The following is a 25,371-nucleotide window of genomic DNA, read 5'->3' as shown; positions in this document are numbered from 1 at the left end:
GGCACGGCGCTTGCCGTTGGGATGAGCGCCCGCGCCGACATCTGTCTTTGCCTCAGCCCCGGGGAGCCGGATGGTGCTCGGCCCAGTGGCGGGCGATGTCCACGCGCCGGGTCACCCAGACGCGATCGTGAGCCTCGATATGGTCGAGGAAGCGCTGCAGCGCGCGGAAGCGCCCGGGGCGACCGAGCAGCCGGCAGTGCATGCCCACCGAGAGCATCTTCGGCGTGTCCTCGCCTTCCGCGTAGAGGACGTCGAAGGCATCGCGCAGGTAGGTGAAGAAGTGATCCGCGGTGTTGAAGCCCTGGGGCGCGGCGAAGCGCATGTCATTGGTATCCAGGGTGTAGGGCACCACCAGGTGCGACCGTGTCTGGCCCTGGCTGTCGGTCTCGCGGGTCCAGAACGGCAGGTCGTCGCCGTAGTAGTCGCTGTCGTAGAGGAAGCTGCCCTCGTCAAGCACCAGGCGACGGGTATTGGGGCTGTCGCGCCCCGTATACCAGCCCAGCGGCTTCTCGCCATAGAGCGACTCGAAGATCTCGATGGCCCGCTGCATGTGCTCGCGCTCGATGTGCTCGGGCACCTGCTGGTAGTGGATCCAGCGATAGCCGTGGCAGGCGATCTCGTGGCCGAGCTCCTTGAAGGCCTGGGCGACCTCGGGGTGACGCTCCAGGGCCATGGCCACGCCGAACACGGTCAGCGGCAGGCCGCGACGCTCGAACTCGCGCAGGATCCGCCACACCCCCGCCCGGGAGCCATACTCGTAGATGGACTCCATGCTCAGGTGGCGATCGGGATAGGCCTCGGCACCGATGATCTCGGACAGGAACTGCTCGGAACCACTGTCGCCATGGAGCACGCAGTTCTCGCCGCCCTCCTCGTAGTTGAGCACGAACTGCACGGCGATCCTCGCCTTGCCGGGCCAGTTGGCCTGGGGGGGCGTGCGGCCATAGCCGATCAGGTCGCGGGGGTAATCGTTGCGGGTCGGTGAGGTCATGGCGATGCGTCCTTCTTGTTCTGTGAGCGCTCGACGGCGCCGGGGCGCGAGGGTGAGCGACATCAACTGTATACAGAAATAGAATAGAGTGTACCCACTCCATGTTCAAGGGGGCATTCCGCCCTCCGCCAGGCGCATCGGCGCCAGGCTCTGAGGCAGGCCGGCGGCTGCCAGGGTGCGATCTCGCCGCGAGGCGGTAGAGGCACCGCGCGGCGGTCTCGGCCTGCACCTCGACCTGGTCGCCACAGAAGGCCCGGGCTCGTCCGGCGATCCAGTCGGTCCTGGCCTGGCTGGTATTGCCGTTGAGCATCAGCAGGCGCAGGCGCCCTCCTTTGCGGTGACTGTCTTCAGCCTCGTACTTTGTATACAAAAAATCAATCCCTCCCGCCAGCCGTTTTGTTATCCGGTCCCGACCGCCGCTGTCTCCTGGCCCGATGGCGGCCGCTCCCAAGGCGACCTCTGCCGTCACGGGCCGAAGCAGTCGGGCCCTTCAAAAGTGTATACATGTTTTTAGCCATTAATCTGCTTTATCATCGCAAAAATAGTCATCAATTAATGTATACAATATAGATTTTTCACTATTTATTCTTAGCCATTACGCAACCCATTGATTTCATGAGGAACCATGCGCCAGCACGCGATGGGGCGAGACCTTGATTTTTGGCGGGAGTCGCGCCTACTTTGTGTACAAAGACAAAAATCTTTGTTCACAAGAATAACCCCCCGACGGAGCTTTCCATGCACATACGCGTCATCAATCCCAACACCACCCGCGGCATGACCGAGACCATCGGTGCCGCCGCCCAGGGGATCGCCGCCCCCGGGACGGTGATCAGCGCCACCCAACCGGCCCATGGCCCGGTTTCCATCGAGAGCCATTTCGACGAGGCCATCAGCGCCGTGGGCGTACTCGAGGAGGTGATGGCCGGCGAGCGCGACGGGGCCGATGCCTATGTGATCGCCTGCTTCGGCGACCCCGGCCTGCTGGCGGCACGGGAACTGACCCGGGCCCCGGTCATCGGCATCGCCGAGGCCGCCTTCCATATGGCCGCCCTGATCAGCACCCGTTTCTCGGTGGTGACCACCCTGGGGCGCACCGGCATCATCGCCGAGCACCTGCTCGAGCAGTACGGCTTCCGCCATCACTGCCGCCGGGTGCGAGCCGCGGAGATCCCGGTGCTCGACCTCGAGGACGACGGCGACGCCGCCCTCTCCCGGATCATCGCCGAAGGCCGCCGGGCCCGGGACGAGGACGGCATCGGTGCCATCGTGCTGGGCTGTGGCGGCATGGCCGACCTCACCGACGAGATCGGCGAGGCGGTGGGCCTGCCGGTGGTCGAGGGCGTCACCGCCGCGGTCAAGCTGGCCGAATCGCTGGTCGGCCTGGGCCTCGGCACCAGCAAGCATGGCGATCTGGCCTTCCCTCGGCCCAAGCCCTTTACCGGCCGCTTCGAGCACCTGTCGGGCCTGACGCCTGGCGCATGATGGCAATGGCCGACCCGTACTGACCCATCGCCACGCGCGATACCGCAAGAGCACCCGCGCCCTGACCAGGCCGGACAACAACCACAAGTCAAGCAGACACTTGCGAGGACACCGAGATGAGCAATTCCACTCGCCACACTCCGGCCACCACGGCCACCCCGGCCATCCCGGCCGGCACCGCACCCCCGGAGGCCAGCTCGGGCCACAAGGCCCCCGGCCAGGAATCCCTCGCGCCCCAGCAGACCCGCATCATGGGGCGGGCCTCCTACTTCCTGGCCTGGTTCGGCGGCTGCGTCTCCATCGGCACCTTCGCCATGGGCTCCAGCGTGGTCGGCACCCTCAACCTGGTCCAGGCCACCCTGGCCATCGCCATCGGCTGCTTCGTGATCGGCATCGCCCTGGCCCTGAACGGCGCCGCCGGCTACAAGTACGGCATCCCCTTCATGGTCCAGGCACGCAGCGCCTTCGGCTTCGCCGGCACCCGCCTGCCGGGGCTGGTGCGCGCCGTGCCCGCCATCGTCTGGTACGGCTTCCAGAGCTGGATCGGTGCCGGCGCCCTGAACATGGTCTCGGCGACCCTGTTCGGCTTCGACAACCTGATCTTCTTCTTCATCACCTTCCAGTTCCTGCAGATCGGCCTGTCGGTGATGGGCTTCCAGGGCATCAAGTGGCTGGAGAACATCGGCAGCGCCTTCATCCTCGCCTCGCTGGTCTACATGTTCTATTCCACGGTGCAGCTCTACGGCGACGAGCTCTCCGCCAGCCTGCTGACCATGGAAGGCTCCTGGGGCATGCCCTTCTGGGGCGCCACCATGCTGTTCCTGGGCATCTACAGCACCATGATGCTCAACGTCAGCGACTATGCCCGCGAGCACAAGAAGGGCACCGGCACGGGGCTGCTCACCACCATCTACGCCATGTCCATCCTCCCCTGCACCCTGTTCATGGGCCTGATCGGCTTCATGGTCTCCGAGGCCACCGGCACCGCCGACCCCATCCAGGTGTTCACCAACGCCGTGGACAACACCCCGCTGCTGATGGCCACCCTGCTGTTCATCGCCTTCGCCCAGGTCACCACCAACGTGCTCAACAACGTGGTGCCGCCGACCTATGTGCTGATGGAGGTGTTCAAGATGAAGTTCCCGGTGGCCACCGTGCTTGTCGGCCTGCTGGCCTTCGCCACCTTCCCCTGGAAGCTGGTGCAGCCCGACTCCGCCGCCGGCCTGCAGCTCTTCGTGCAGACCTACTCGGCCTTCCTCGGCCCGATCTTCGCCGTCCTGGTGGTGGACTACTTCCTGATCCGTCGCCGCACCCTGGACCTCGACAAGCTGTATGACGAGAACGGCCCCTACCAGGGCGTCAACTATGCGGCCCTGATCGCCACCGCGGTGGGTATCGCCGCCGCCCTGAGCTTCTCGGCGGTCTCCTGGTACGCCAGCCTGATTCCGGCCGGCCTCACCTACTACCTGCTGATGAAGCATTGGGCCCCCTGCCAGCGCTTCCGCAGCTGATCGAGAGGCGCCCGGATAGCCGGGGCGCCGTCTCGGGACTTCCCCACCGACGGGCAGCTCGCTTCCCGTCGGTGGTTTCTCCCGACAAGAATGACAACGAACGGAGTCCTCCCAACATGCTCAAGCTCCCCTTCTCCACCGCAGGCCGCAAGCTGGCCACCTATGGCCTGCTGGGCGCCTGCCTCGGCGCCGCCGTCGCACCGGCCCAGCAGGTGAGCGCCGCGGATGACACCGAGGCCGACCGAGCCATCGTGCTGATCAACCCCAACTCGAATGCCGATGCCACCCGCTCGATGGCCGACCTCGCCCGGCTCGAGACGGAGGGCGTGGCGACCGTGATCGAGCGCAGCAACACCGGCGCCCCGGCCCTGCTGACCACGCCCCAGGACATGGTGGACGCCACGCCAGGCGTCGTCGCCATCGGCATCGAGGCCGCCCGCGATGAGCGGGTAGCCGCCATCATCGTCTCGGCCTTCAGCGACCCCGGTCTCGAGGAACTCAGGGCCGAAGTCGACCTCCCCGTCTTCGGTATCGGCGAGGAAGTGTTTCATGAGGCGGCGCGTGGTGATCGCGAATTCGGCATCGTCACCGTGACGCCTGACGAGGCGCTCATCGAGTCGTTCCGCCAGAAGGCCGCGTCCCTCGGCTACGAGCACCTCTACCGTGGCGTCAGGGTCACCCCCGGCGACCCCACCGAGCTGGTGCAATCGCCCGAGGCTCTCGATGCAGCCCTGGCCGAAGCGGTGCAGGCCTCCATCGACGAGGACGGAGCCCAGGCCGTGATCATGGGCGGTGGTCCGCTGTCGGCCTCCGCCCTCCGGCTGCAGCCCCGCTTCGAGGTCCCGCTGGTCGTCGCCGTCAATGCCGCGGCCCGCGCGGCCGTCGGAGCCATCCAGGGCGAGTGACCGACGCCCACCGGATGCCGGCAGGGCAGGTCGGCTCGCGGCACGCCCCGCCGGCGCATTCCCCCTACACTGAGGGTGATGGCATCACCCACTCCGCGGCCTTCCCCACCGGGAGGGCCTTTCCCGACAATAAGAAGGCAAGGCCTCTCTCATGACGGACATGACGGACAAAGAGCTGGAAATCCGGCACATCGACCATAGCCTCTACAACGACGACCTGGCACCGATCAAGAAAGCCAACCGCTCCTGGGGCTGGTTCGAGATCTTCAATGTCTGGTCGAACGACATCCAGAGCCTGTTCGGCTACACCCTGGCGGCCTCGCTGTTCATCTCCTACGGCCTCAACGGCTGGGCGGTGATGGCGGCGATCATCCTCGCCGGCTTCGTGGTCATGGTGCTGGTCAACCTGACCGGCAAGCCGAGCGTCAAGTACGGCGTGCCCTTCCCGGTGATGATCCGCTCCAGCATGGGGGTGCGCGGGGCCAACTTCCCGGCCATGCTGCGTGCCATCATCGGCATCTTCTGGTACGGGGTGCAGACCTACTTCGCCTCCACGGCGGTGGCGCTGCTGATCACCGCGCTCTTCGGCGACCCCGGCGGATCCTGGCTGGGCATGTCCGCCGTGGGCTGGGTGTCCTTCGTGATCGTCTGGTGCTTCCAGATGGCGCTGTTCTGGCAAGGCATCGACAAGATCAAGCACTTCCTCAACTGGGCCGGCCCCATGGTCTATGTGGTGATGATCGCCCTGATGATCATCGTCTGGCTCCAGGCCGGCAGCGAGCTGTTGCCCGCGGTGAGCACCATCTTCAGCGGCAGCAGCGAGTATGAAGGCAGCTCCGTGACCGCCTTCCTGGCGATCACCGGCACCATGATCGCCTACTTCGCCGCCGTGGTGATCAACTTCGGCGACTTCTCGCGCTTCGTCAGGAGCGAGCGAGAAATGAAGCTCGGCAACCTGCTGGGCCTGCCGCTCAACGTGGCCTTCTTCTCCTTCATCGCCCTGATCATCACCGCCGGCACCCTGGCGCTGTTCGGCGAGACCCTGACCAACCCCTCGGACATCATCGAGCGGGTCGACTCCCTGCCGCTGACGATCATCGCGGCGATCACCTTCTTCGCCGCCACCGTGGGCATCAACCTGGTCGCCAACTTCATCCCGCCGGCCTATGACCTGGCCAACCTCTTCCCGGGCAAGATCAGCTTCCGTATCGGCGGGTTGATCACCGCGCTGGTGGCCTTCTTCGTCGGGGCGCTGTGGGTCTCGGTGATCAGCCAGATCGGCATCGCCGGCTTCGTCAATGCCCTGGGAGCCATCGTGGCGCCCTTCTACGGGATCATCGTGGTGGACTACTACCTGGTGAAGCGCCAGCGCCTGAACATCCAGGACATGTTCACCGCCGATCCCGACGGGGCCTACTACTACCTCAAGGGCTGGAACAAGCGGGCCATCGGCGCCTTCGCCCTGGCCGCCCTGTTCTCGATCTCCTCGGTGTGGGTCCCGGCGCTCGAGGCGCTCGGCGGCTATGCCTGGCTGATCGGCGCCGCCCTGGGCGGGCTCTTCTACTATCTGCTGATGCGCGGTCACGGCACCGCGACGAAAGGCGCTCGCTTAGCGGAATGAGGCCAGCCCGTTCGCGCAAGGTGCACGGCGAATCCGAACCAATCAGACAGCCACGTTAGTCGCCGGCCCTGAAATTGAAATTTCAGGGCCGGCGCTTCTGTGTTAGGTTGAGGAAACGACGGGCGTGATGCCGTCTCCCGCGACAATCGCATGATGCACCACTACGCCTCGCTGCCAAGAGGACCGATGATGAACGGCAAGGCCCCGACCACCCCGGAAAGACCCCGTTCCCTGGAAGCCAGAATCCAGGAACACCTCTCCGAGCTACCCTCCAGCGAACGCAAGCTCGCCGAGCTGATCCTCGATTTCCCGGGCGAGCTATCGGCCTATAACGCCACCGAACTGGCCAGGCTAGCGGGAGTGTCCAAGGCCGCCGCATCGCGGCTCTTCAAGCGGTTAGGCTTTACCAACTTCGAGGAGGCTCGCCGCCTGGTCCGCGATATCAAGCAATGGGGCTCACCGATCTATCTGCATGAGCGTCAGCAGGACTCGTCGCCGCTGCCCTCGGAAAGCCAGTCGTTCCTGAGCGATCATGTCGCGGCTCTGACGCGGACCTTCGAGCAACTGAATGAGGCGGACATCGAGGCCGCCCTGCACCGCATCGTCGAGGCGCGCCGCATCTGGCTGGTCGGCTTTCGAAACAGCTATTTCATGGCCGCCTATGCGCGCTGGCAGTTCATTCAGTTCCGACAGCAGGTCCACCTGCTCCCCCATCCCGGGGAAACGTTCGGCGAGCATGTCACGGAGTTCGGAGAAGACGATCTCCTGATCGCGGTGGGCATGCGTCGCCGTGTCCCGGAGCTAGAGCGCGTCATGCACGCCGCCCATGAGCGAGGGGTGCCCGTGCTCTATCTGACGGACTCGCTGTCCAGCGACAAGAAACCCGTTGCCACCTGGACGCTCAGCTGCGACATCTCGAGCAGCTTCCTCTTCCATACCTATGTCGGCCCCATGGGGCTCATCCACTACCTCAGCGTCCAGGCGGTGCGACTGACCGGCAAGTCGGGCCGCGTTCGCCTGGAGGACATCGAGATCGCCCACGAGCAGGTCCGGGACTTCGACTGACCGGCGTCCCGCGACAACTAGCGCCTGCCATCGCGGACCGCGAGCACGATGCCCAGGATCACCAGGGGGGCGGCGACCAGCGTCCAGGGGCCCGGCAGTTCACCGAGAAAGACGACCGAGAGCGCCGCACTCAGGAACGGCACCAGGTAATAGACGTATCCGGCCTGAGCGGCACCGATCAGAGCCACGGCCCGGTTCCAGCAGACGAACGCCACCAACGACGCCGCGATGCCCGCATACCCGATGAGAAAGAGGTTCTGGCCACTCCATTCCGGCATGCCCACGACGGCGACTCGCCAAGCGAACAGCGGGAGCAGCAGCAAGGTTCCTGTCAGGAAGGAACTCCCGACCAGGACCATGAAGGGCAGCCTCCCGAGTAACCGCCGAAACATCACCGTGTAGATCGCGAAACAACTGGCCGCCAGGGTCATCCAAGCCAGCCCACGCCCCATGTCCACGGTCAGATCGGCGGAGCCTCCATCCCGCGCAGACAACAGGATGCCGCCGGCCGCCAGCAGCATGCCCAGCCCCCCTACCCAGGACACCCGCTCCCCGAGGAGACTCACCGACAGCAAGAGGATGAGGATCGGTGCGGCGGCGTTCACCAGGGACATATGGGTGGCACCGATATGGTTCCCGGCAATGTAGACACTCGTATTGAAGGCGGTGATGCCGAAGAAGGAGGCCATCACGATCCCTTTCCAGCTCACCGCCAGAGCCCGCCGAGCCGCAAGCAAACGGTTCGCCACGAACGGCAACAGCAATGCCGTGGCCAGGCTCCAACGCAGGAAGGAGAGAGCGATGGGATCGATGCTGGCCGAAGCGGCCCGAGCGGCGACGAAGTTGCCCGCCCAGATCGTGGTGGCCAGCAGCGCCAGCAGCCCTCCCTGCCAGATCCGGACGCGTTGATTCGACTCATCCTGCATTCATTCCCTCCCCTGGTGACCAGCCCAGTCGCCCGGCCGCCGCCGACTACAGGAAGGTTCCCTGGTGACAGGGTCATCATCCCTCTGATGCCGGATCGACGGGACGGCAAGGGCAACCATTCCCGATAGTACTATTTTTTCAATGATAGCTATCAAAGAAATTATTGTTTCATTAAATGTCGTATACCACTCGCCGGACGCTGCAAGGCACATCCTCATGCAGCTTCGTATACAAACATTTATTTAAAGACAAAAATTTTTTATATCATATAGTTAACAAGACCCTGCTCGATTCAGCAGTGATCGATTACGCCGGCAAAGTAACTGGACCGACACTGAAACAACAAGACCGAATACATTGACAATACGAAATTAATATTTTAAACCTGAAGCTACAACGACAACCAAAAGGTCCCGGCGAACCCTCGTCGTGTCCGAGGAGGAGAAAGGTGGAAAAGGTCAGCCTCAAGGCGCTGGCAATAAGCCGGTCCCTCAACCTCTGGGTCGAGCGGTTGTGCGTGGCCCTGGTGATCGTGCTGGTTCTCGATGTATGGCTGGGGATCCTGGCCCGTTACGTCCTGCCCTGGAATCTCACCTTCACGGAGGAACTGGCCCGCTACCTGATGATCTGGGTCGCGCTTCTCGCCATCTCGACCGGCATCTGCTATCGGCAGCACGTCGGCGTGCTCATCCTGTTCGACCGCTTCCCACGCCCGATGCGTAAACTCCTGGCCCTGAGCTTCGACGTGATCGGCTTTGCCTTCTTCGCCTTCATGTTCATCTATGGTCTGGGCTACGTGGAACGCGGTTTCTCGCAGTTGACGATGATCTTCGGCATGCCTCGGGGCTATCCCTACATCATCATTCCGGTGGCTTCGGGCCTGGCCTGCCTGCAATTCGTGATGGTCGCCATCTACGACTTCTTCGCCCCTGACCCGCACCCCGCGGCGGAACGCGCCTGAGGTAACGTCATGATCATCGTAGCCATCGTCTTCTTCGGACTCCTGATACTCGGCATGCCGGTAGGCATCGTGCTCGGCGTGGCCGGCCTGATCGGCATCATCGACATGGGCGGCGGCCATTTCCTGGCCATGGTGCCGGACCGCTTCTTCTCCGGGCTCAATCTCTTCCCGTTTCTCGCCATGCCCTTCTTCATCCTGGCCGGCGAGATCATGAACCGTTCGGGCCTGACCATGAATCTGGTCAACTTCGCCCAGGCCCTGGTGGGCTGGCTGCGCGGTGGGATGGCCCACTCCAACATGCTGGCCTCGGTACTGTTTGCAGGCCTCACCGGCTCGGCCACGGCGGACGCGGCGGCCTTCGGCAACACCCTGGTCCCGGCGATGAAAAAGGCCGGATACACCGGTCCCTATGCCTGTGCCGTCACCGCGGCGGGTTCGATCATCGGTCCGATCATCCCCCCCTCCACCCTGGCCATCATCTATGGCTCGCTGATGGGGGTCTCGATCGCGGGGCTGTTCGCCGCCGGCATCATTCCTGGCCTGCTTCTTTGCCTGGTGTGCATGTGCCTGATCGCCGCCACGGGCCGTCGGCTGAACCTGCCCAAGTCCGATCAACGGCCGAGCCTGACCCTGATCCTCAAGGAGTTCCGCGGCAGCCTGCTGGCCTTGATCCTGCCGGTCTTCATCCTCGGCGCCATCCTGACGGGGATCACCACCCCCACCGAGGCCGCGGCACTGGCGGTGCTCTATGCCCTGGTGGTGGGTGGCGTGATCTATCGCAACATCACCTGGAAGGACATGTACGAGATGCTGGCGCGCACGGCGCTGATCACCGGCGTGATCTTCCTGATCATCGCCTCGGCCACCATCCTCGGCTGGTGGATGACCTTCAACCAGATCCCCCAGTTGATCGCCGCCGGCTTCCTGTCCGTCTCCGAGAACCCGGCGGTGGTGGTGGCCATGATCGTCGCCCTGTTGCTGATCATCGGGCTGTTCATGGACATCAATGCCGCCCTGATCATCCTCGCCCCGGTGCTCGGCCCGCTGACCCTGACCATCGGCCTGGAGCCGGTGCATGCCGGCATGATCATCATCCTCGCCCTCACCATCTCGCTGATGACGCCACCGGTCGGCGCCTGTCTATTCGTCCTGGCCTCGGTCACCGGCGAGCGCATCGAGGCGATCACCAAGTCCCTGTGGCCCTTCATCCTGGTCGAGGTCGCGGTGCTGATAGCCGTGGCCTACTGGGAACCGATCGCCCTCACCATACCTCGCCTGCTGGGGCTGGCGAGCTAGGCGCCACCTGCCCGCCCCTGCCCGACCACGGGCGGGGCTTCTCCACCCACCCGCGACAGCAACAACAACACCGCAGGAGAGAGACCATGAAGACCCGCATCACCACGGCACTGGCCGGCCTCGGGTTGGCCCTGGGAATCGCCGGCGCCGCCTCGGCCGCCGAGACCACCATGCGTATCGCCCACGTCAATCCGCCGGAGGCCATGGCCAGCAACGCCGGCGCCATGTCGGCGGTGTTCAAGCAGCTCGCCGAGACCGCCAGCAACGGCGAGATCGAGGTCACCATCTATCCCGCCGGGCAGCTCGGCAAGGATGCCGAGGCCATCGCCCAGGTCCGCCACGGCATCATCGAATCGTCGATCTCGACCGCCGGCGGCGTGGCCGAGCACTATCCGAAGATCGGGGTGTTCGATATCCCCTTCGCCTTCCCGAACATCGGCGTGGCCAACGAGGTCATCTCGCTGGAGAGTGATTTCGGCCAGACGCTGGCCCAGGACATCAATGAGGAGACCGGGCTCAAGGTGCTCGGCCTGCTGGACAGCGGCGGCTTCTTCCAGTTCACCAACTCCCAGAAACCCATCTCCTCTCCCGAGGACATGGAGGGACTGCGGATCCGCACCATGACGCTGCCCACCCACGAGGCCATGATCAACTCGATGGGCTCCCAGGCCACGCCACTCGCCTGGGCGGAGGTGTATACCGCCCTGCAGACGGGGGTCGCCGATGGTCAGATGAACCCCATCCAGCAGACCGCCTTCGCCAAGTTCGACGAGGTCCAGGACTACCTGACGATCAGCAATCACCTGATCACGCCCTACGTCTGGTTCGTCAATCAGGACTTCTACGACGGACTGCCGGAGGACCATCGCCGCATCATCGACTGGGCCGCCAAGGTCGCCGTCGAGTCCGGCCGCGCCATGTCGCGGATCATCGAGGCCTCCGAGCAGGGCCTGCCCAAGCTCGCCGACTCCATGGAGGTGAACACCATCACGGCGGAACAGCGTGAGGCCTTCGCTGCCAAGTCCCAGCCGGCCGTACGCCAGGTGATCGAGGACAAGTATGGCGAGGAGGGTGTCGCCCTGCTCGAGGCGATGCTGGCCTCCATCGAGGAGGCTCGCGCCGCGCAACAGCAGTAACTCTGCCCCCGGCACCATCCAGCGGCGCGATCATGCCAACCAGCAAGCCAGTCGGCCAGAGCCGACTGGCTTGTTCCGGCTACCCTGCCGAATCGAGCGAGCGCAGGACCCGCTGCGCGCAGCTGGCATGCAGCCCCAGCAGCACCAGGGCGCTGACCAGGTAGACGATCAGCCAGCCAAGATAGCCCTGCAGGTACAGCAGGGTCGACGGGAAGGCCACCACCAGCAGATAGAAGACGCCCCAGAAGCCCCGGGCCACGGGGGCATGGCAGCGGCGGAACCAGCCAGGCCAGCCGGCCTCCGCCCACCCCTGAGGGGTCTCCCCACTCGGCCACCATGCGCCCCGTGCCACTGGCACGGGGCGCTTCCGTGCTGGCTCCCAGGGAAGAGACGGCCTCTCGCTATCATCGAGGGAAGGTGCGGCTCGTCACAGTATACCTCCAAGAACGTCCCCCCGTGCCGCCTTCCGGCCTGACCTCGCAGCCGATCAGCCAGTAACAGGGCATCTCTCGCTCAAGGGAGTATGCCCCCGTGTCCCCGACCGCACTTCCCTAGTCGCCATCCCCAGACAACCCGCCGGGCCTCTTCCCGCCGGCAGATCACTGCACGCGAGTCATGGCCTCACTCTCCCTGGTCCGCAATTTCGTCGTCCATAGAGATCCAAGAATGCTCAGGCATAAAATGTATACAATCAACATCAGAAAAGACGAACAATCCATAAATAAAAAAACAACTTCATTGTACACACTAAAAAGGCAAACAAGATCATCAAAAACACACTTCAATACATTGTTTTTAAAGGAAATATCATAATGGAATCAAGAAAGGCTCGACTTGCATACAAGGCAGAATCGAACTATTTTGTGTACATGGGAAATACACCTTGTCCACAAGAACAATTATCTCGATCGGGAGCCTTCTAGACGATGCCTATTCACGCACTCCTCCCCGGACTTTCGCCAACAAGCTGCACCTCCCAGGCACCTGAGTACCGTCTACCGTCCTGTGCCTCCCTGTCATGGATCACTCCCTGCGATCCCCCGCATTACCCTGCCAATACTCCCGACGGGAATACAGGGACATCCAGCGATCACCATGCCGTGATGGCCACCGGTATCTCAAGGGCCGATCCCAGCAGAAATTTCATAAATGAACCAGCCAGTTACAACAAGAAGGCATTCGAAATCATCTGGCACCATCCTCCACCATAAACTGGCCCTATGCCTTCGTCTACTCCTGGCTGATAACCTGTAATTCGGCGACAAAAGACACCATTAAACCAGCCATAACCCCTCACCTTGCGCACAAGGAGGGTAACGGACCCTATTTATCTAAAAACACAGTCAAGGTACGTTTTAAATCCCTAGATCACAACAACAAACCATGGAGAAACTCATGAATAATTTCGATAAAAAACTGGCAATTACCCTCCTCGCTACCTGCGTGTCGGCCGGCAGTGCCCAGGCCAATACCATCACATGGGCAGACACCTCCGATGTTTATTCGATGGACCCTCATGGGCAGGCGATCAGCCCGACCCTGGCCTTCCTTCATCATATCTACGAGCCTCTCGTTCGGTATAACAAGGACCTCGAGATTGAACCGGCCCTGGCCACCGGCTGGGAGGTCATCCGCCCTGACCTGTGGCGCTTCTCATTACGAGAGGGCGTCACCTTTCATAATGGAAACTCCTTCGATGCTGATGATGTCGTGGCATCTATCAAACGGGCCACCCATCAAGACTCACCCATTAGAGGAAACCTTCCTGCCGTTTCTGACGTCAGAAAGGTCGATGATAACACCGTAGAAATTCAGCTGAATGGTAGCTACCCACTGCTACTCAACGACCTGACCAATGTCTATATTCTCGACAAGGAGTGGATGACCGAACATGGGACGCTGAATCCCGTCGATCCGACCCAGGGGGATCAAAGTTACAGCACGACGCATACCAATGGCACCGGTCCCTTCGTTCTCGATACCCGTCGGCCCGATGCCGAAACCGTCCTCACCGTCAACGACCAGTGGTGGGATGAGGCCCAGCACAACCTGACCCGCATCGAGTTCACCCCCATCGCCTCCGATGCGACCCGGGTCTCGGCGCTACTCTCCGGACAGATCGACATGATGCTGGGTGTCCCCCTCCAGGACGTCTCTCGCCTGGAAAATGCCCCGGGTTATCGGGTACTCGAGACCTCGGGACTACGCACCATCATGCTGGCGCTTAACCAGACTCCTGACTCGCTCCACGAGGGCGACCTTGATAGCAACCCATTACGCGATCAAAGGGTACGCAAGGCACTCTACCAATCCATTAATATGGAGCTCATTCGTGACAGGCTTATGCGTGGAAAATCACGTAACACCGCCTTGCCCGTGGCTCCCGCCGTTCCGGGTTATGATGCATCGCTTGACGAGCGTTTCCCCTATGACCCGGAGGCCGCGCAGCAGTTACTCGCCGAGGCTGGCTACCCGAATGGCTTCACTGTGGGGCTAGACTGCCCCAATGACCGCTACGTTAGTGACGAGGAAATCTGTCAAGCAATTGCCGCCATGTGGGCGCGGGTCGGCATCGAGACTCGGGTCAACGCCCGAAACTCTAGCAACCACTGGCAAGTGGCCCTGAATGGAGGCTCGGATATCTGGATGACGGGCTGGGCAACGCTTCCCATGCTGGACTCTTTCAGCCTGCTTTCACAGATACTGTCCAGCCCTCACGACAGCTATGGTGCCTGGAACCCTGGGAGCTACCACAATCCCGAGGTCGACTCCCTTATCGAAAAAATCGCCGTTGCCCAGGACGAACAGGAGCGATTAGCGATGATTTCCCAGGCCTTCGAGCTTTCCCAGGCTGACATCCCGATGCTTCCTCTTCATCAACAACCGCTTATCTGGGCGGCCAATGACAATATCCAGATCCCGCAGACTCCCGACGGTAAGGTGCGGCTATGGTATACGACCGTCGAATAACCATTCGCCTCCGTCGTCAGGCGGTAGCCTGAGCCGGGCTGCCGCCATCCTGACACCTACCTTCCAATGGGAAAGGGCACAACAATGATTGCATTTCTGATACGCCGTCTCCTGCAAGGCGCTATGGTGATGCTCGCCGTCGCCTTTATTGCCTTTTCGATGTTTCGCTTCGTCGGTGACCCTGTCACCAATATGCTTCCGCAAGACGCGACACTTGAGCAGCGCGCCGAGCTACAAGAGCGGCTCGGACTGAACGCCTCGTTACCCGTCCAGTTCGGCAACTTCGTCACCAACGCGGTTCAAGGGAACTTCGGCGTCTCCTATCGCAACCAGCGGCCGGTATCGGATCTCATTGCCGAGCGCCTTCCTGCCACCCTGGAGATGGTGTTTGCCGCGGTAGTCATGTCGCTGGTGATCGGCATTCCGATGGGAGTCTATACGGCACTCCGACGAGACAGCTGGCTTAGCCACCTGTTCCAGGCCCTCTCCCTGACCGGCATATCCGTGCCCACCTTCGTGACGGGTATTCTGCTGATCCTGGTGTTCTCTGTATGGCTAAATTGGCTCCCCTCCTTCGGGAGAGGCGAGGTAGTGGAGCTCGGCTGGTGGAGCACTGGGCTGTTGACGGTCAGTGGCGTCAAGGCATTGATCATGCCGGTCATCACGCTGTCACTCTTCCAGATCACTTTGATCATGCGTCTGGTCAGGGCAGAAATGCTGGAGGTTCTCAAGACCGACTATATTCGCTTTGCCCGCGCTCGCGGGCTGACGAACCGTGTCGTCAACTTTGGCCATGCGCTACGCAATACCCTGATGCCCGTCATCACCATCACGGGACTTCAGATCGGTGCCTTGATTGCTTTCGCCATCATCACCGAAACCGTCTTCCAGTGGCCGGGGATGGGGTTGCTTTTCATGCAGGCCGTCAGCTTCGTCGACATCCCCGTCATGTCCGCCTATCTGGTGATGGTGTCGCTGATTTTCGTGGTGATCAATACCATCGTCGACATGCTGTATTTCGTGGTTGATCCACGGCTTCGTGTCGATACAGGACAGAACAAGACTGGCGCCTGAGGAGCTTATCCATGAGTACCACAACGCAAAGACTCGGCAACAGCTTGTACAGGTTCATCGACAGCGACCTGTTCTATAGCTTTCGCCGTTCACCGGTCACCATCGTCGCCTCCGTCGTGGTGGTCACGCTGATACTCGCCGCGATTCTGGCCCCCTGGATCGCGCCACACGATCCCTTCGATGTCAGCACCCTCAGTCTGTTGAACAGTGAACTTCCGCCGGCATGGGTCTCGGGGGGGGACAGTGCCTTCCTGCTCGGGACCGATGGTCAGGGCCGTGATGTGCTGTCGGCGATCCTGTACGGTGCACGAATTTCCATTCTGGTCGGCCTGGCGAGCGTGGCCTTCGCCATGGTACTGGGTGTTTGCCTGGGACTTCTGGCCGCCTATGTCGGGGGAGCGGTCGATGCCACGATCATGCGTATCGCCGACATCATGATCAGCTTCCCACCGATCCTGGTGGCATTATTGATCAATGGTGTCGCCAGGGGCGTCCTGCCACCGGAAATGCAGCATGATGCCGTCATCTTCGTGCTCATTCTCGCCATCGGACTGACCACCTGGGTGCAGTATGCGCGCACCGTACGGGGCTCGACCCTGGTCGAGAAGAACCGCGAGTATGTCCTCGCCGCCCGCGTCATCGGCCTGCGCTCCCGCGCGATCATGGCCAGACATATCCTGCCCAATGTGGTCGGCCCCATCCTGGTGGTCGCCACCGTCAACCTCGCCATCGCCATTCTCATCGAGGCCGCCCTGTCATTTCTGGGGGTCGGTATGCCCCCCACGGAGCCATCACTCGGCACCCTGATCAGGATCGGCAACGAGTTCCTGTTCTCCGGCGTCTGGTGGGTAGTCATTTTCCCCTCCATGGTGCTGGTGCTGCTCGTGCTGTCGGTGAACCTGCTGGGTGACTGGCTACGCGATGCACTCAACCCCAAACTTCGCTGAGGGAGACGACCATGACTGCACATGAGACAACCCCGGTCCTGGAAGTCAGTGACCTGCACATCGAGTTCGATACGCGACGCGGAGCCCTGAAGGCCATCGATGGCGTCTCCCTGCAGATCGCACCAGGCGAGATCCTCGGTGTCGTGGGCGAGTCCGGTGCCGGCAAGTCCTTGACCGGCACCGCGATCACGGGGCTGCTGGAAACGCCTGGACGCATCAGTGCCGGCCAGATCCGACTCGAAGGCAAACGCATCGACAACCTCTCCCAGGAGGAGATGCGCCGCCTGCGCGGCAGGGATATCGGCGCCATCTTCCAGGATCCACTGACCAGCCTGAACCCCTTGTATACCATCGGCCACCAGCTCGTGGAGACGATCCGCACCCACCTTCCGATGAGCAAGAAGGAGGCCCGCCGGCGCGCCATCCGCATGCTGGAAGAGGTCGGACTGCCCGCCCCCGAAACACGGATCGACCAGTACCCGCACCAGTTCTCCGGCGGCATGCGCCAACGGGTGGTGATCGCCCTGGCCCTGTGCGTGGAACCGAGGCTGGTCATCGCCGATGAGCCGACCACGGCACTGGATGTGTCGGTACAGGCCCAGATCATTGCGGTACTCAAGCGACTCTGCAGGGAGAAGGGCACGGCGGTCATGCTGGTAACCCATGACATGGGCGTCATCGCCGAGGCCGCCGACCGCGTCGCCGTGATGTATGCCGGTCGACTGGCGGAAGTCGGTCCGGTGACCGATGTCATCAAGCACGCGAAGCACCCTTATACGCGTGGGTTGATGAATTCCATCCCCACCATCCTTAACGATGTCGACCGGCTGGAACAGATCGAGGGCTCCATGCCACGCCTGGCGTCCATACCCGACGGGTGCGCCTTCAACCCTCGCTGCCCCCGTGCCTTCTCGCGCTGCAGAACCGAGCGCCCGGACCTGATCGCCGTGGAAAACAGCGACGCTGCCTGCTGGCTCGTCGAGGAGACGGCGATGACCGATCGCTCGCCCTGGCCCACGTCAGCCCCGTCACCCACCGCAGACCACCGCCGAGGAGCCAACGCATGAATATGACCCAGGAGATCTACAGCGCCTCGGCGACACAGACTCGCCCCCGGGAAGACGTCTCCGACATGCCGTCGGTGACTCCCGTCTTCCGTATCGCCAACCTGAAGCGTCATTTCGATGTCTCGCCCCCACTGCTCAACCGCCTGCTCGAGCGCAAGGAAAGACAGGTGGTCAAGGCCGTGGATGGCGTCAGCTTCGACATCTATCGTGGCGAGACCTTCAGCCTGGTCGGGGAATCCGGCTGCGGCAAGTCCACCATCGCCAAACTGGTGGTCGGCCTGAATGACACCACCTCCGGCAATATCGAGTTCGAGGGGGAGGATATCGCCACCCATAGCCGTCAGGACATGGACGCCATTCGCCATCGCCTGCAGATGATCTTCCAGGATCCCTATGCCAGCCTGAACCCCCGGTGGCGCGTTCGGAATATCATCGCCGAGCCGCTGACCGTCTTCGGCCTGCTCGACGGGCAGAAGGCGATCGATGAGCGCGTGGCGACACTCCTGGAATGCGTGGGGCTCAACGCGCAGGATGGCGAGAAGTATCCTCACGAGTTCTCCGGCGGCCAGCGCCAGCGCATCTCCATCGCCAGAGCCCTCGCCAGCAACCCGGAGTTCATCGTCTGTGACGAGCCCACCTCGGCGCTCGACGTCTCCGTGCAGGCCCAGATCCTCAACCTGATGAAGGACCTGCAGCGCGAGTTCGCGCTGACCTACCTGTTCATCAGCCATGACCTGTCGGTGGTTTACCACATCTCCGACCGGATCGGCGTCATGTACCTGGGGCGTCTGGTGGAGGTCGGCACCAAGCATGAGCTCTTTCGACGTCCCCAGCATCCCTACACCCGCATGCTGCTCGACTCCATTCCTGACCTGAAGATGACCGGTCGTGCCCGTACACCGGTTGGTGGCGAGGTGCCGAGCCCCCTCGACCCACCCAGCGGCTGTGCCTTCCATCCGCGCTGCCCACACGCCAACGCGCGCTGCAAGAGGGAAGCGCCCCGACCGCTCCACAATGTCGAGCGCGGCTTCGTTGCCTGTCATGCCGTCGAGGAAGGGCGACTCATCACCAGGGCCTGACCTGGCCCCAGACAACCGAAGGAATCCCGATGGAATTTGATTTCAGTCAGTTGAGCAAGCAGGAGCGCTACAAGCTCCTGGTCAGCTTCATCGTTCCCAGGCCCATCGCCCTGGTGACGACCATGGACCAGACGGGCGTCTCGAATGCCGGGCCGATGAGCTTCTTCAACGTCTTCGGCGACGAGCCCCCGATCCTCATCCTGGGCATCCAGCACCGTCCAGATGGGCGCTACAAGGACACCACCCGGAACATCCACGACAACGGTGAGTTCGTGGTCAACCTGGTCAATGAGCGCATCGCTCACCCGATGATCACCACCTCCCTGGACTTCCCCCCCGAGGAGGACGAGGTGTCCGCCGCGGGGCTGACCCTGGCCCCCAGCCGCACACTGCTCACCGGCCGCATCCTCGAGGCACCGGTGGCCATGGAGTGTCGCAAGACCGAATCGCTGGAATACCCCAACCGCTCGGTGATCGTTGGCGAGGTACTGCACATGCACGTGCAGGATGAGTTTATCGATCCCCGGACCCTCAGGGTTCGCCCCGAAGCCTATCATCCGCTGGCCCGTCTCCATGCCGACGCCTACCTGTTTGCCGAGACCCAGTTCGAGTTGCCACGCCCGAGCCTCGAGGCGTTTCAGGCCACCCGCGACCGGGAAGCCTGCGAAGACACGCTGTCCGTGGACGACGGCATCAACTGACAGGGAGACGATCATGACCGAATCCTTACTGTTGCAGAACGTACGCCCGCTCGAGGGGGACCGCGCCGATGTCCTGGTGATCGATGGCGTGGTGAAACGGGTCGGCGCCGGCCTCGAGGCACCGGGCATCAGGGTCGTCGATGGACGCAACGGCATCCTGCTTCCCGGCCTGGTGGATGCCCATACCCATCTGGACAAGACCCTATGGGGGCGGTCGTGGCACCGGCACAGTGCCGGGCCGACGATCCAGTCACGCATCGCGGACGAGCGCCGTGTCAGGAAGGCGCTCGGCTACTCACCGGAAGAGCAGTCGACGAACCAGGTCCGTCAGGCCATCACCATGGGCACGACCCATATCCGCACCCATGTCGATATCGATACGGAGATCGGCCTGGCCAATCTCGAGGGGGTCCTGGCCACCCGGGATCGCTTCCGGGAGGCGATCCACCTGCAAGTCGTGGCCTTCCCCCAGAGCGGCCTGCTGGTTCGCCCCGGGACCGAGGCCCTCATGGCCGAGGCGATCAGCATGGGAGCCGATCTGGTCGGTGGCATCGACCCGTCCAGCATGGACCGTGATCCGGTACGCCATCTGGACACCATCTTCGCCATCGCCGACCGGGCCGGCGTGGGCATCGATATCCACCTCCACGAACCCGGCATGCTCGGCGCCTTCGCCCTGGAACTCATCGCCGAACGCACGACGGCGCTGGGCATGCAGGGCAGGGTCACCGTGAGCCATGCCTTCTGTCTGGGCATGGTCGATGAGGCCTACCTCGAACATCTCACCGGACTGCTGATCGATAACCGCATCGCCATCATGACCCATGGCCCCGGCGACATCGCCTTCCCCCCCGTGCGGCGCCTGTACGAGGACGGTGTCACGCTGGGCTGTGGCTCCGACGGGATCCGGGATTCCTGGGGCCCCTACGGCAACGCCGACATGCTCGAGCGTGCCATGCTGCTGGCCTTCCGCAGCGGTTTCCGCCGGGATGAAGACCTGGAGCTGGTACTCGATATCGCCACCGGAGGCGGCGCACAGGTGATGGGCCTCGCGGATTACGGTATCGCCCCGAGCTGCCGGGCCGACTTCACCGTCGTAGCCGGCGAGACACGGGTCGAGGCGATCATGAATCGCGCCTCACGCATCGCCGTGGTCCAGGGCGGCCGTGTGGTCGCCGCCGATGGCGAATGCCTTGTCTGACGAAAGGAGACCTGGATGACCAGGACGATGATCACCGGCCGCTACGTCATTGGCTACGACGGTACCGGCCATGAAATTCTCCACAACGGTGAAGTCGTCTACGACAACGACACCATCGTGCATGTCGGTTTCGGCTACGACGGCCCCCTCGACCACCGCATCGATGCCGGCAATGCCGTGGTCGGGCCAGGGTTCATCGACCTGGATGCCCTGGCGGACCTGGATTCGACCGTGCTGGGCTTCGATAACGCCCCGGGCTGGCGTCATGGGCGCGTCTGGGCCAGTACCTATGTCGCACGAGGCCCCCGTGACGTCTACACACCGGAAGAGGAGGATGCCAAGAAGCGCTATGCCTTCGCCCAGCTTCTCCTCAACGGCATCACCACGGCCCTGCCCATCACCTCCTTGCTGTATCGGGAGTGGGGGGAGACCTATCAGGAATTCGCGCGTGCCGCGGCCATCGGTGCCGACTACGGCCTGCGCCTCTACCTTGGGCCGGCCTACCGGACCGGCGCCTCCGTGATCCACCCGGATGGTCGTTTCGATATTCATTGGGATGAACCGCGTGGCATGCGCGGTCTCGAGGAAGCCATCGAATTCGTCAAGGACTACGATGGCAGGGCCAACGGCCTGATCCGCGGGATGCTGGCCCCGGATCGTATCGAGTGCTGTACACGCGACTTGCTCGAACGCACGGCCGACGCAGCGAGATCCCTCGGCTGCCCCGTGCGCCTGCACTGTTGTCAGTCGCCCTTGGAAGTCGAGACCGTAGCGGCGCGCTTCGGTCAGTCCTCGCTCGCCCTGCTGGATGAGCTGGGGTTCCTGGACCGGCAAGTCCTGCTGCCCCACGGTATCTACCTGGGCGGCCAGGATCCCACGGATGACTCCGTGGAGCGGGATCTGGTGGCCCTGGAGCGCAGCAAGGCGACTCTCGTGCACTGCCCCCTAGTCAGCGCTCGAATGGGGCACTTCATGGACTCGTTAGCCACCATGCAGCGTCGCGGCATCAAGGTCGGACTGGGCACGGATACCTATCCCCCCGATATCGTCACCAACATGCATACCGGCATCATGGCTACCCGGATGATAGAGGGCAGCGAGAGCGCCTGCTCGGCGGCCGACTACTACAACGCCGCCACTCTGGGAGGGGCAAAGGCTCTGAACCGGCCGGATCTGGGCCGGCTTTCGCCGGGTGCCCGGGCCGACATCACCGTCTTCGACCTGAGCGGCTTCCACCTGGGCCAGTTCGTCGATCCGATCCAGACCATGATCATGAACGGCTCGGGCCGGGACTTCTCCCATGTCATCGTCAATGGCCGGACCATCGTGAAGGATCGGCAACTCCCCGGTGTCAACCTCGAGAAGCTGGCCGCCGAGGCACAGCAGCAGTTCGATCGACTGAGAGCCTCCTACCCCGAGCGCACCCACCTTCACCCCCCCGCGGCCGCCATCTTCCCGACCAGCTTCCCCAGCCGGTCGTTCTGAACGCTCACTCGAGCCATGTCGCCACCGATGGCCCTCGGCCCGGTGGCGATGGCACGACGGAGGCCCTCGGATCTCGCGCCGGACGCCCCGAGGAGGCAGCTTCGCTACTCACCCGAGCGAGCGCAGGACCCGCTGCGCGCAGCTGGCATGCAGCCCCAGCAGCACCAGGGCGCTGACCAGGTAGACGATCAGCCAGCCAAGATAGCCCTGCAGGTACAGCAGGGTCGACGGGAAGGCCACCACCAGCAGATAGAAGACGCCCCAGAAGCCCCGGGCCACGGGGGCATGGCAGCGGCGGAACCAGCCAGGCCAGCCGCCGGCGAGATGGAACAGCTCATGCTGGTCGCCGAGGGTCCTCCGGTTGAGCACCCGTTCCAATTCGCGCAGCCGCGACAAGTGGAAGAAGAAGATCGACTGTTTGAGCAGGTCATAGAACAACACCAGTACGATGACCAGCAGCAGCACCAGGAAGCCGACGGGGGTCACCGGCTGATGGAGACGGGCCTCCAGTTCGAGGAGCCGCGCCAGCGGATCCCAGACCAGCAGGGCCCCGATCGCGCCGAGCAGGCGGATATCGCCCAGGGCATTCTTGATGTAGTCGTTGCAGATCCCACCGAGCCGGACGTATTCCGCATAGACCCGCTCCAGCGCGATGTCGTCGGGCAGCTCATCAGAAGGCATGGGGCAATCCAGCCGCAGGACGGAGGTATGGCCTTCAGTATGGTGCGCCTCATCGGCCTTGCAACGCCGACGGGGACCGGATCAACCCGAGAAGATCTCGAACAGATCCGGGGCTTCGTCCTCTTCCGCGCGAATGGACAGCGAGGCCTCGATGGCCTTGAGGTGGCGGCTCATGAAGGCCTGGGCACGCTCGCCGTTGCCGCTCTCCAGGTAGCCCACCAGATCGTCGTGGTCGTGGGATTCACAGCCCAGATGCCCGGCGTTGCCGTACACCGCGAGGATCAGCGAGGAGCGCGAACACAGGCGTTCGACGAAGGCCGCCAGGGTGGCGTTGCCGGAGATCCGCGCCAGCCGCCCATGGAAGGCCGCGGAGAGCTTGATGGCGGCACTCTGCTCGCCGGCCCGGAGCGCCTCGCGCTCCCGGGCCGCCATCTCGCGCAGCGACTGGGCATCCTCGGCGGTGATGCGTCGGGCCACCTCGGGCATCAGGCCGCACTCGACCATCTGCCGGGCATCGAAGACATCCTTGGCCTCGTCGGCGGTGGGCCGCGTCACGCTGGCGCCGCGGCGGGGAGTCAGGGTCACCAGCTGCTCCAGGGCCAGGCGCTGCAGGATCTTGCGGATGCCGGTACGGCTGATGCCGAAGACCTCGGCCAGGGCATCCTCGCGCAGCCGCGCACCGGGCTTGAGGCGATGCTCGATGATGGCATCGCTGATCGACTGGTAGATCGCCTCGTGACGCTCGGCGCCGTCGCCGTTCTTGCCGGGGCGACTGCCGCCGTCGCTGGACTTGCCGCCGTCAACGACCTGACGCTGGTTCATGGACTGCTCGCCTCCGTGAAAACCCGGTATGCCGCTTATTGTATACGCTTTCCGTTGCCCGACACGACCACCGCCCGCCAAAAAGGCGGGCGGTGGTCAGCGGGCGAGGCGGCTCGTCGTCACCTCACGGACTCCAGTCGGCGATCTTCGCACGCTCCTCGTCGGTCATCTGGGTGATGTTGCCGAGCGGCATGTAGCCGCTGGCGACCACCTGCTTGATCTGGTCGACCTGGCGCAGCATCTGCTCGGGGGTGTCCAGGATCACCCCGGCCGGCGCCGCCGAGAAGCCGGCATGCTCGGGGTTCTGGGCGTGGCAGGATACGCAGCGTTCGGTGATGATGGCATGCACCTCCTCGAGCGCCCCGCCCTGGGCCACCACCTCGGTGTCGGCCGGCGCCTCCTCGACCGAGGCGGCCTCGGTGCTGGCCGTGGCGGCGGCCGTGGCATTGCCCGCGGTGGGCGCCCCGACCCACACCGCCACCAGGATCAGGGCGACCCCCGCCGCCGGGTAGGCCGGCTTGAGATGGCCGGCGTGCATCAGCACGAAGAACTGGCGGATCAGGGCGCCGGCGAAGATGAACAGCGACATGATCACCCAGGACAGCTCGTGGGTATAGGTGAAGGAGTAGTGGTTGCTGAGCATCAGCAGCACCACCGGCAGCGTGAAGTAGGTGTTGTGCACCGAGCGCTGCTTGCCGCGCTTGCCGTCGATGGGGTTGGGAGTCTCGCCGGCCTTCATGGCCTTCACCATGCGGCGCTGCCCCGGGATGATCCAGAAGAAGACGTTCGCCGACATGGCGGTGGCCATCACCGCGCCGGTGAGCAGGAAGGCGGCGCGTCCCGCGAAGATCTGGGTGCTCAGGTAGGCCACCCCCACCATCATCACCGCCACGGCCAGGCTCAGCAGGCCATCGCGCTCCATGTTGGGACTGATGCGCTTGCACATCTCGTTGTAGATCACCCAGCCCGAGAGCAGGAACAGCAGCGCCACCACGTTGGCCTGCCAGCCGCTCAGGTTGGCGGCCCACGCCCAGTCGCTGCCCGGGTTGACCAGGTAGAAGCCGGGATTGGCCATGTAGAGCAGCACGAACAGGCCGAAGCCGGACAGCCAGGTCGTGTAGGCCTTCCAGAACGACCAGTGCAGGTCCTCGGGGAGCTTCTCCGGGGCGCTGGCGTACTTCTGGTTGTGGTAGAAGCCACCGCCATGCACCGCCCACATCTCGCCGAACACGCCCTTGCGCTGGTCCTCGGCGGCCTTGGGCGGACGCAGGCCATTGTCCAGCATGACGAAGTAGATCGACTCGCCGATCCAGGCCACGGCGGCGATCACGTGCAGCCACCTCAGCAGGAGGTTGGCGAAGTCCAGAAAGTAGGCTTCCATCGGTCAGGCCTCGTTGGAATTATGCGATTGTTGTCTCGATTTGGCGGTAAAGGACCGGTTGGGCA

The 25,371-nt window shown here is 63.4% G+C and carries 22 protein-coding genes; 16 read left to right on the top strand and 6 right to left on the bottom strand.

Annotated elements, in window-relative coordinates:
- Window positions 1-52: 52 nt before the first annotated feature.
- Entirely contained in the window at window positions 53-991 is a 939-nt protein-coding gene (gene puuE, locus FHR97_RS11470; protein ID WP_183383937.1) for an allantoinase PuuE, read from the bottom strand.
- A gap of 738 nt (window positions 992-1,729) precedes the next feature.
- Here puuE and FHR97_RS11465 point away from each other — a divergent pair.
- The 5 genes from FHR97_RS11465 (at window position 1,730) to FHR97_RS11445 (ending at window position 7,578) form a co-directional block, all read left to right on the top strand.
- On the top strand, window positions 1,730-2,476 hold the full coding sequence (locus FHR97_RS11465; RefSeq protein WP_183383936.1) for an aspartate/glutamate racemase family protein: 747 nt from the start codon (window positions 1,730-1,732) through the stop codon (window positions 2,474-2,476).
- Between the two features lie 116 nt (window positions 2,477-2,592).
- On the top strand, window positions 2,593-3,987 hold the full coding sequence (locus FHR97_RS11460) for an NCS1 family transporter (RefSeq protein ID WP_183383935.1): 1,395 nt from the start codon (window positions 2,593-2,595) through the stop codon (window positions 3,985-3,987).
- 116 nt (window positions 3,988-4,103) lie between these two features.
- Entirely contained in the window at window positions 4,104-4,892 is a 789-nt protein-coding gene (locus FHR97_RS11455) for an aspartate/glutamate racemase family protein (protein WP_183383934.1), read from the top strand.
- A gap of 160 nt (window positions 4,893-5,052) precedes the next feature.
- Window positions 5,053-6,513, top strand: a complete 1,461-nt coding sequence (locus FHR97_RS11450) for an NCS1 family nucleobase:cation symporter-1 (protein WP_183383933.1) — start codon at window positions 5,053-5,055, stop codon at window positions 6,511-6,513.
- Between the two features lie 150 nt (window positions 6,514-6,663).
- Window positions 6,664-7,578, top strand: a complete 915-nt coding sequence (locus FHR97_RS11445; RefSeq protein WP_183383932.1) for a MurR/RpiR family transcriptional regulator — start codon at window positions 6,664-6,666, stop codon at window positions 7,576-7,578.
- A gap of 17 nt (window positions 7,579-7,595) precedes the next feature.
- Here the strand turns inward: FHR97_RS11445 and FHR97_RS11440 are convergent, their stop codons facing one another.
- Complete coding sequence (locus FHR97_RS11440; protein ID WP_183383931.1) at window positions 7,596-8,504, bottom strand: DMT family transporter; 909 nt, start codon at window positions 8,502-8,504, stop codon at window positions 7,596-7,598.
- A 449-nt stretch (window positions 8,505-8,953) separates the two neighbouring features.
- On the opposite strand from FHR97_RS11440, the gene FHR97_RS11435 reads away from it, so the two are divergent.
- The 3 genes from FHR97_RS11435 (at window position 8,954) to FHR97_RS11425 (ending at window position 11,898) form a co-directional block, all read left to right on the top strand.
- Complete coding sequence (locus tag FHR97_RS11435) at window positions 8,954-9,466, top strand: TRAP transporter small permease subunit (protein WP_221187775.1); 513 nt, start codon at window positions 8,954-8,956, stop codon at window positions 9,464-9,466.
- Between the two features lie 9 nt (window positions 9,467-9,475).
- A complete protein-coding gene (locus tag FHR97_RS11430) occupies window positions 9,476-10,762 on the top strand; it encodes a TRAP transporter large permease (RefSeq protein ID WP_183383930.1) in 1,287 nt (428 codons plus the stop codon).
- 86 nt (window positions 10,763-10,848) lie between these two features.
- On the top strand, window positions 10,849-11,898 hold the full coding sequence (locus FHR97_RS11425; protein ID WP_183383929.1) for a TRAP transporter substrate-binding protein: 1,050 nt from the start codon (window positions 10,849-10,851) through the stop codon (window positions 11,896-11,898).
- Window positions 11,899-11,977: 79 nt separating this feature from the next.
- On the opposite strand, the gene FHR97_RS11420 is transcribed toward FHR97_RS11425, so the two are convergent.
- A complete protein-coding gene (locus tag FHR97_RS11420) occupies window positions 11,978-12,256 on the bottom strand; it encodes a hypothetical protein (RefSeq protein WP_183383928.1) in 279 nt (92 codons plus the stop codon).
- Between the two features lie 1,037 nt (window positions 12,257-13,293).
- Here FHR97_RS11420 and FHR97_RS11415 point away from each other — a divergent pair.
- The 8 genes from FHR97_RS11415 (at window position 13,294) to FHR97_RS11380 (ending at window position 22,422) form a co-directional block, all read left to right on the top strand.
- The gene (locus FHR97_RS11415) at window positions 13,294-14,868 is read left to right on the top strand and encodes an ABC transporter substrate-binding protein (protein ID WP_183383927.1); all 1,575 of its coding nucleotides are present in this window, start codon (window positions 13,294-13,296) and stop codon (window positions 14,866-14,868) included.
- 84 nt (window positions 14,869-14,952) lie between these two features.
- Window positions 14,953-15,942, top strand: coding sequence for an ABC transporter permease (locus FHR97_RS11410; protein ID WP_183383926.1), 990 nt, complete (start codon window positions 14,953-14,955; stop codon window positions 15,940-15,942).
- Window positions 15,943-15,953: 11 nt separating this feature from the next.
- The gene (locus FHR97_RS11405; RefSeq protein ID WP_183383925.1) at window positions 15,954-16,889 is read left to right on the top strand and encodes an ABC transporter permease; all 936 of its coding nucleotides are present in this window, start codon (window positions 15,954-15,956) and stop codon (window positions 16,887-16,889) included.
- An 11-nt stretch (window positions 16,890-16,900) separates the two neighbouring features.
- Window positions 16,901-17,956: an ABC transporter ATP-binding protein gene (locus tag FHR97_RS11400; protein ID WP_183383924.1), complete on the top strand. Its 1,056-nt coding sequence runs from the start codon at window positions 16,901-16,903 to the stop codon at window positions 17,954-17,956.
- A complete protein-coding gene (locus tag FHR97_RS11395) occupies window positions 17,953-19,035 on the top strand; it encodes an ABC transporter ATP-binding protein (RefSeq protein WP_281380471.1) in 1,083 nt (360 codons plus the stop codon). The genes FHR97_RS11400 and FHR97_RS11395 overlap by 4 nt, the downstream gene beginning before the upstream one ends.
- Window positions 19,036-19,064: 29 nt before the next feature.
- Window positions 19,065-19,736 (top strand): flavin reductase family protein, encoded by a 672-nt coding sequence (locus FHR97_RS11390; RefSeq protein WP_183383923.1) that lies wholly within the window; start codon window positions 19,065-19,067, stop codon window positions 19,734-19,736.
- Between the two features lie 13 nt (window positions 19,737-19,749).
- Window positions 19,750-20,937 (top strand): amidohydrolase family protein, encoded by a 1,188-nt coding sequence (locus FHR97_RS11385; RefSeq protein WP_183383922.1) that lies wholly within the window; start codon window positions 19,750-19,752, stop codon window positions 20,935-20,937.
- Window positions 20,938-20,952: 15 nt separating this feature from the next.
- Window positions 20,953-22,422: an amidohydrolase family protein gene (locus FHR97_RS11380; RefSeq protein ID WP_183383921.1), complete on the top strand. Its 1,470-nt coding sequence runs from the start codon at window positions 20,953-20,955 to the stop codon at window positions 22,420-22,422.
- A 108-nt stretch (window positions 22,423-22,530) separates the two neighbouring features.
- Here FHR97_RS11380 and FHR97_RS11375 read toward each other — a convergent pair whose 3' ends face one another.
- The 3 genes from FHR97_RS11375 to FHR97_RS11365 all read right to left on the bottom strand — a co-directional run bounded on the left by FHR97_RS11375 (window position 22,531) and on the right by FHR97_RS11365 (window position 25,306).
- Window positions 22,531-23,103, bottom strand: coding sequence for a hypothetical protein (locus tag FHR97_RS11375; protein ID WP_183383920.1), 573 nt, complete (start codon window positions 23,101-23,103; stop codon window positions 22,531-22,533).
- Window positions 23,104-23,184: 81 nt separating this feature from the next.
- Window positions 23,185-23,925: a GntR family transcriptional regulator gene (locus tag FHR97_RS11370; RefSeq protein WP_183383919.1), complete on the bottom strand. Its 741-nt coding sequence runs from the start codon at window positions 23,923-23,925 to the stop codon at window positions 23,185-23,187.
- Window positions 23,926-24,049: 124 nt separating this feature from the next.
- Window positions 24,050-25,306 (bottom strand): urate hydroxylase PuuD, encoded by a 1,257-nt coding sequence (locus FHR97_RS11365; protein WP_183383918.1) that lies wholly within the window; start codon window positions 25,304-25,306, stop codon window positions 24,050-24,052.
- Window positions 25,307-25,371: the final 65 nt, after the last annotated feature.

Origin of the sequence: Halomonas stenophila (assembly GCF_014192275.1) — a bacterium.
GTDB lineage: Bacteria > Pseudomonadota > Gammaproteobacteria > Pseudomonadales > Halomonadaceae > Halomonas > Halomonas stenophila.
The sequence above is the reverse complement of the archived record's forward strand: the minus strand, read 5'-3'. Positions and strand labels throughout refer to the sequence as shown.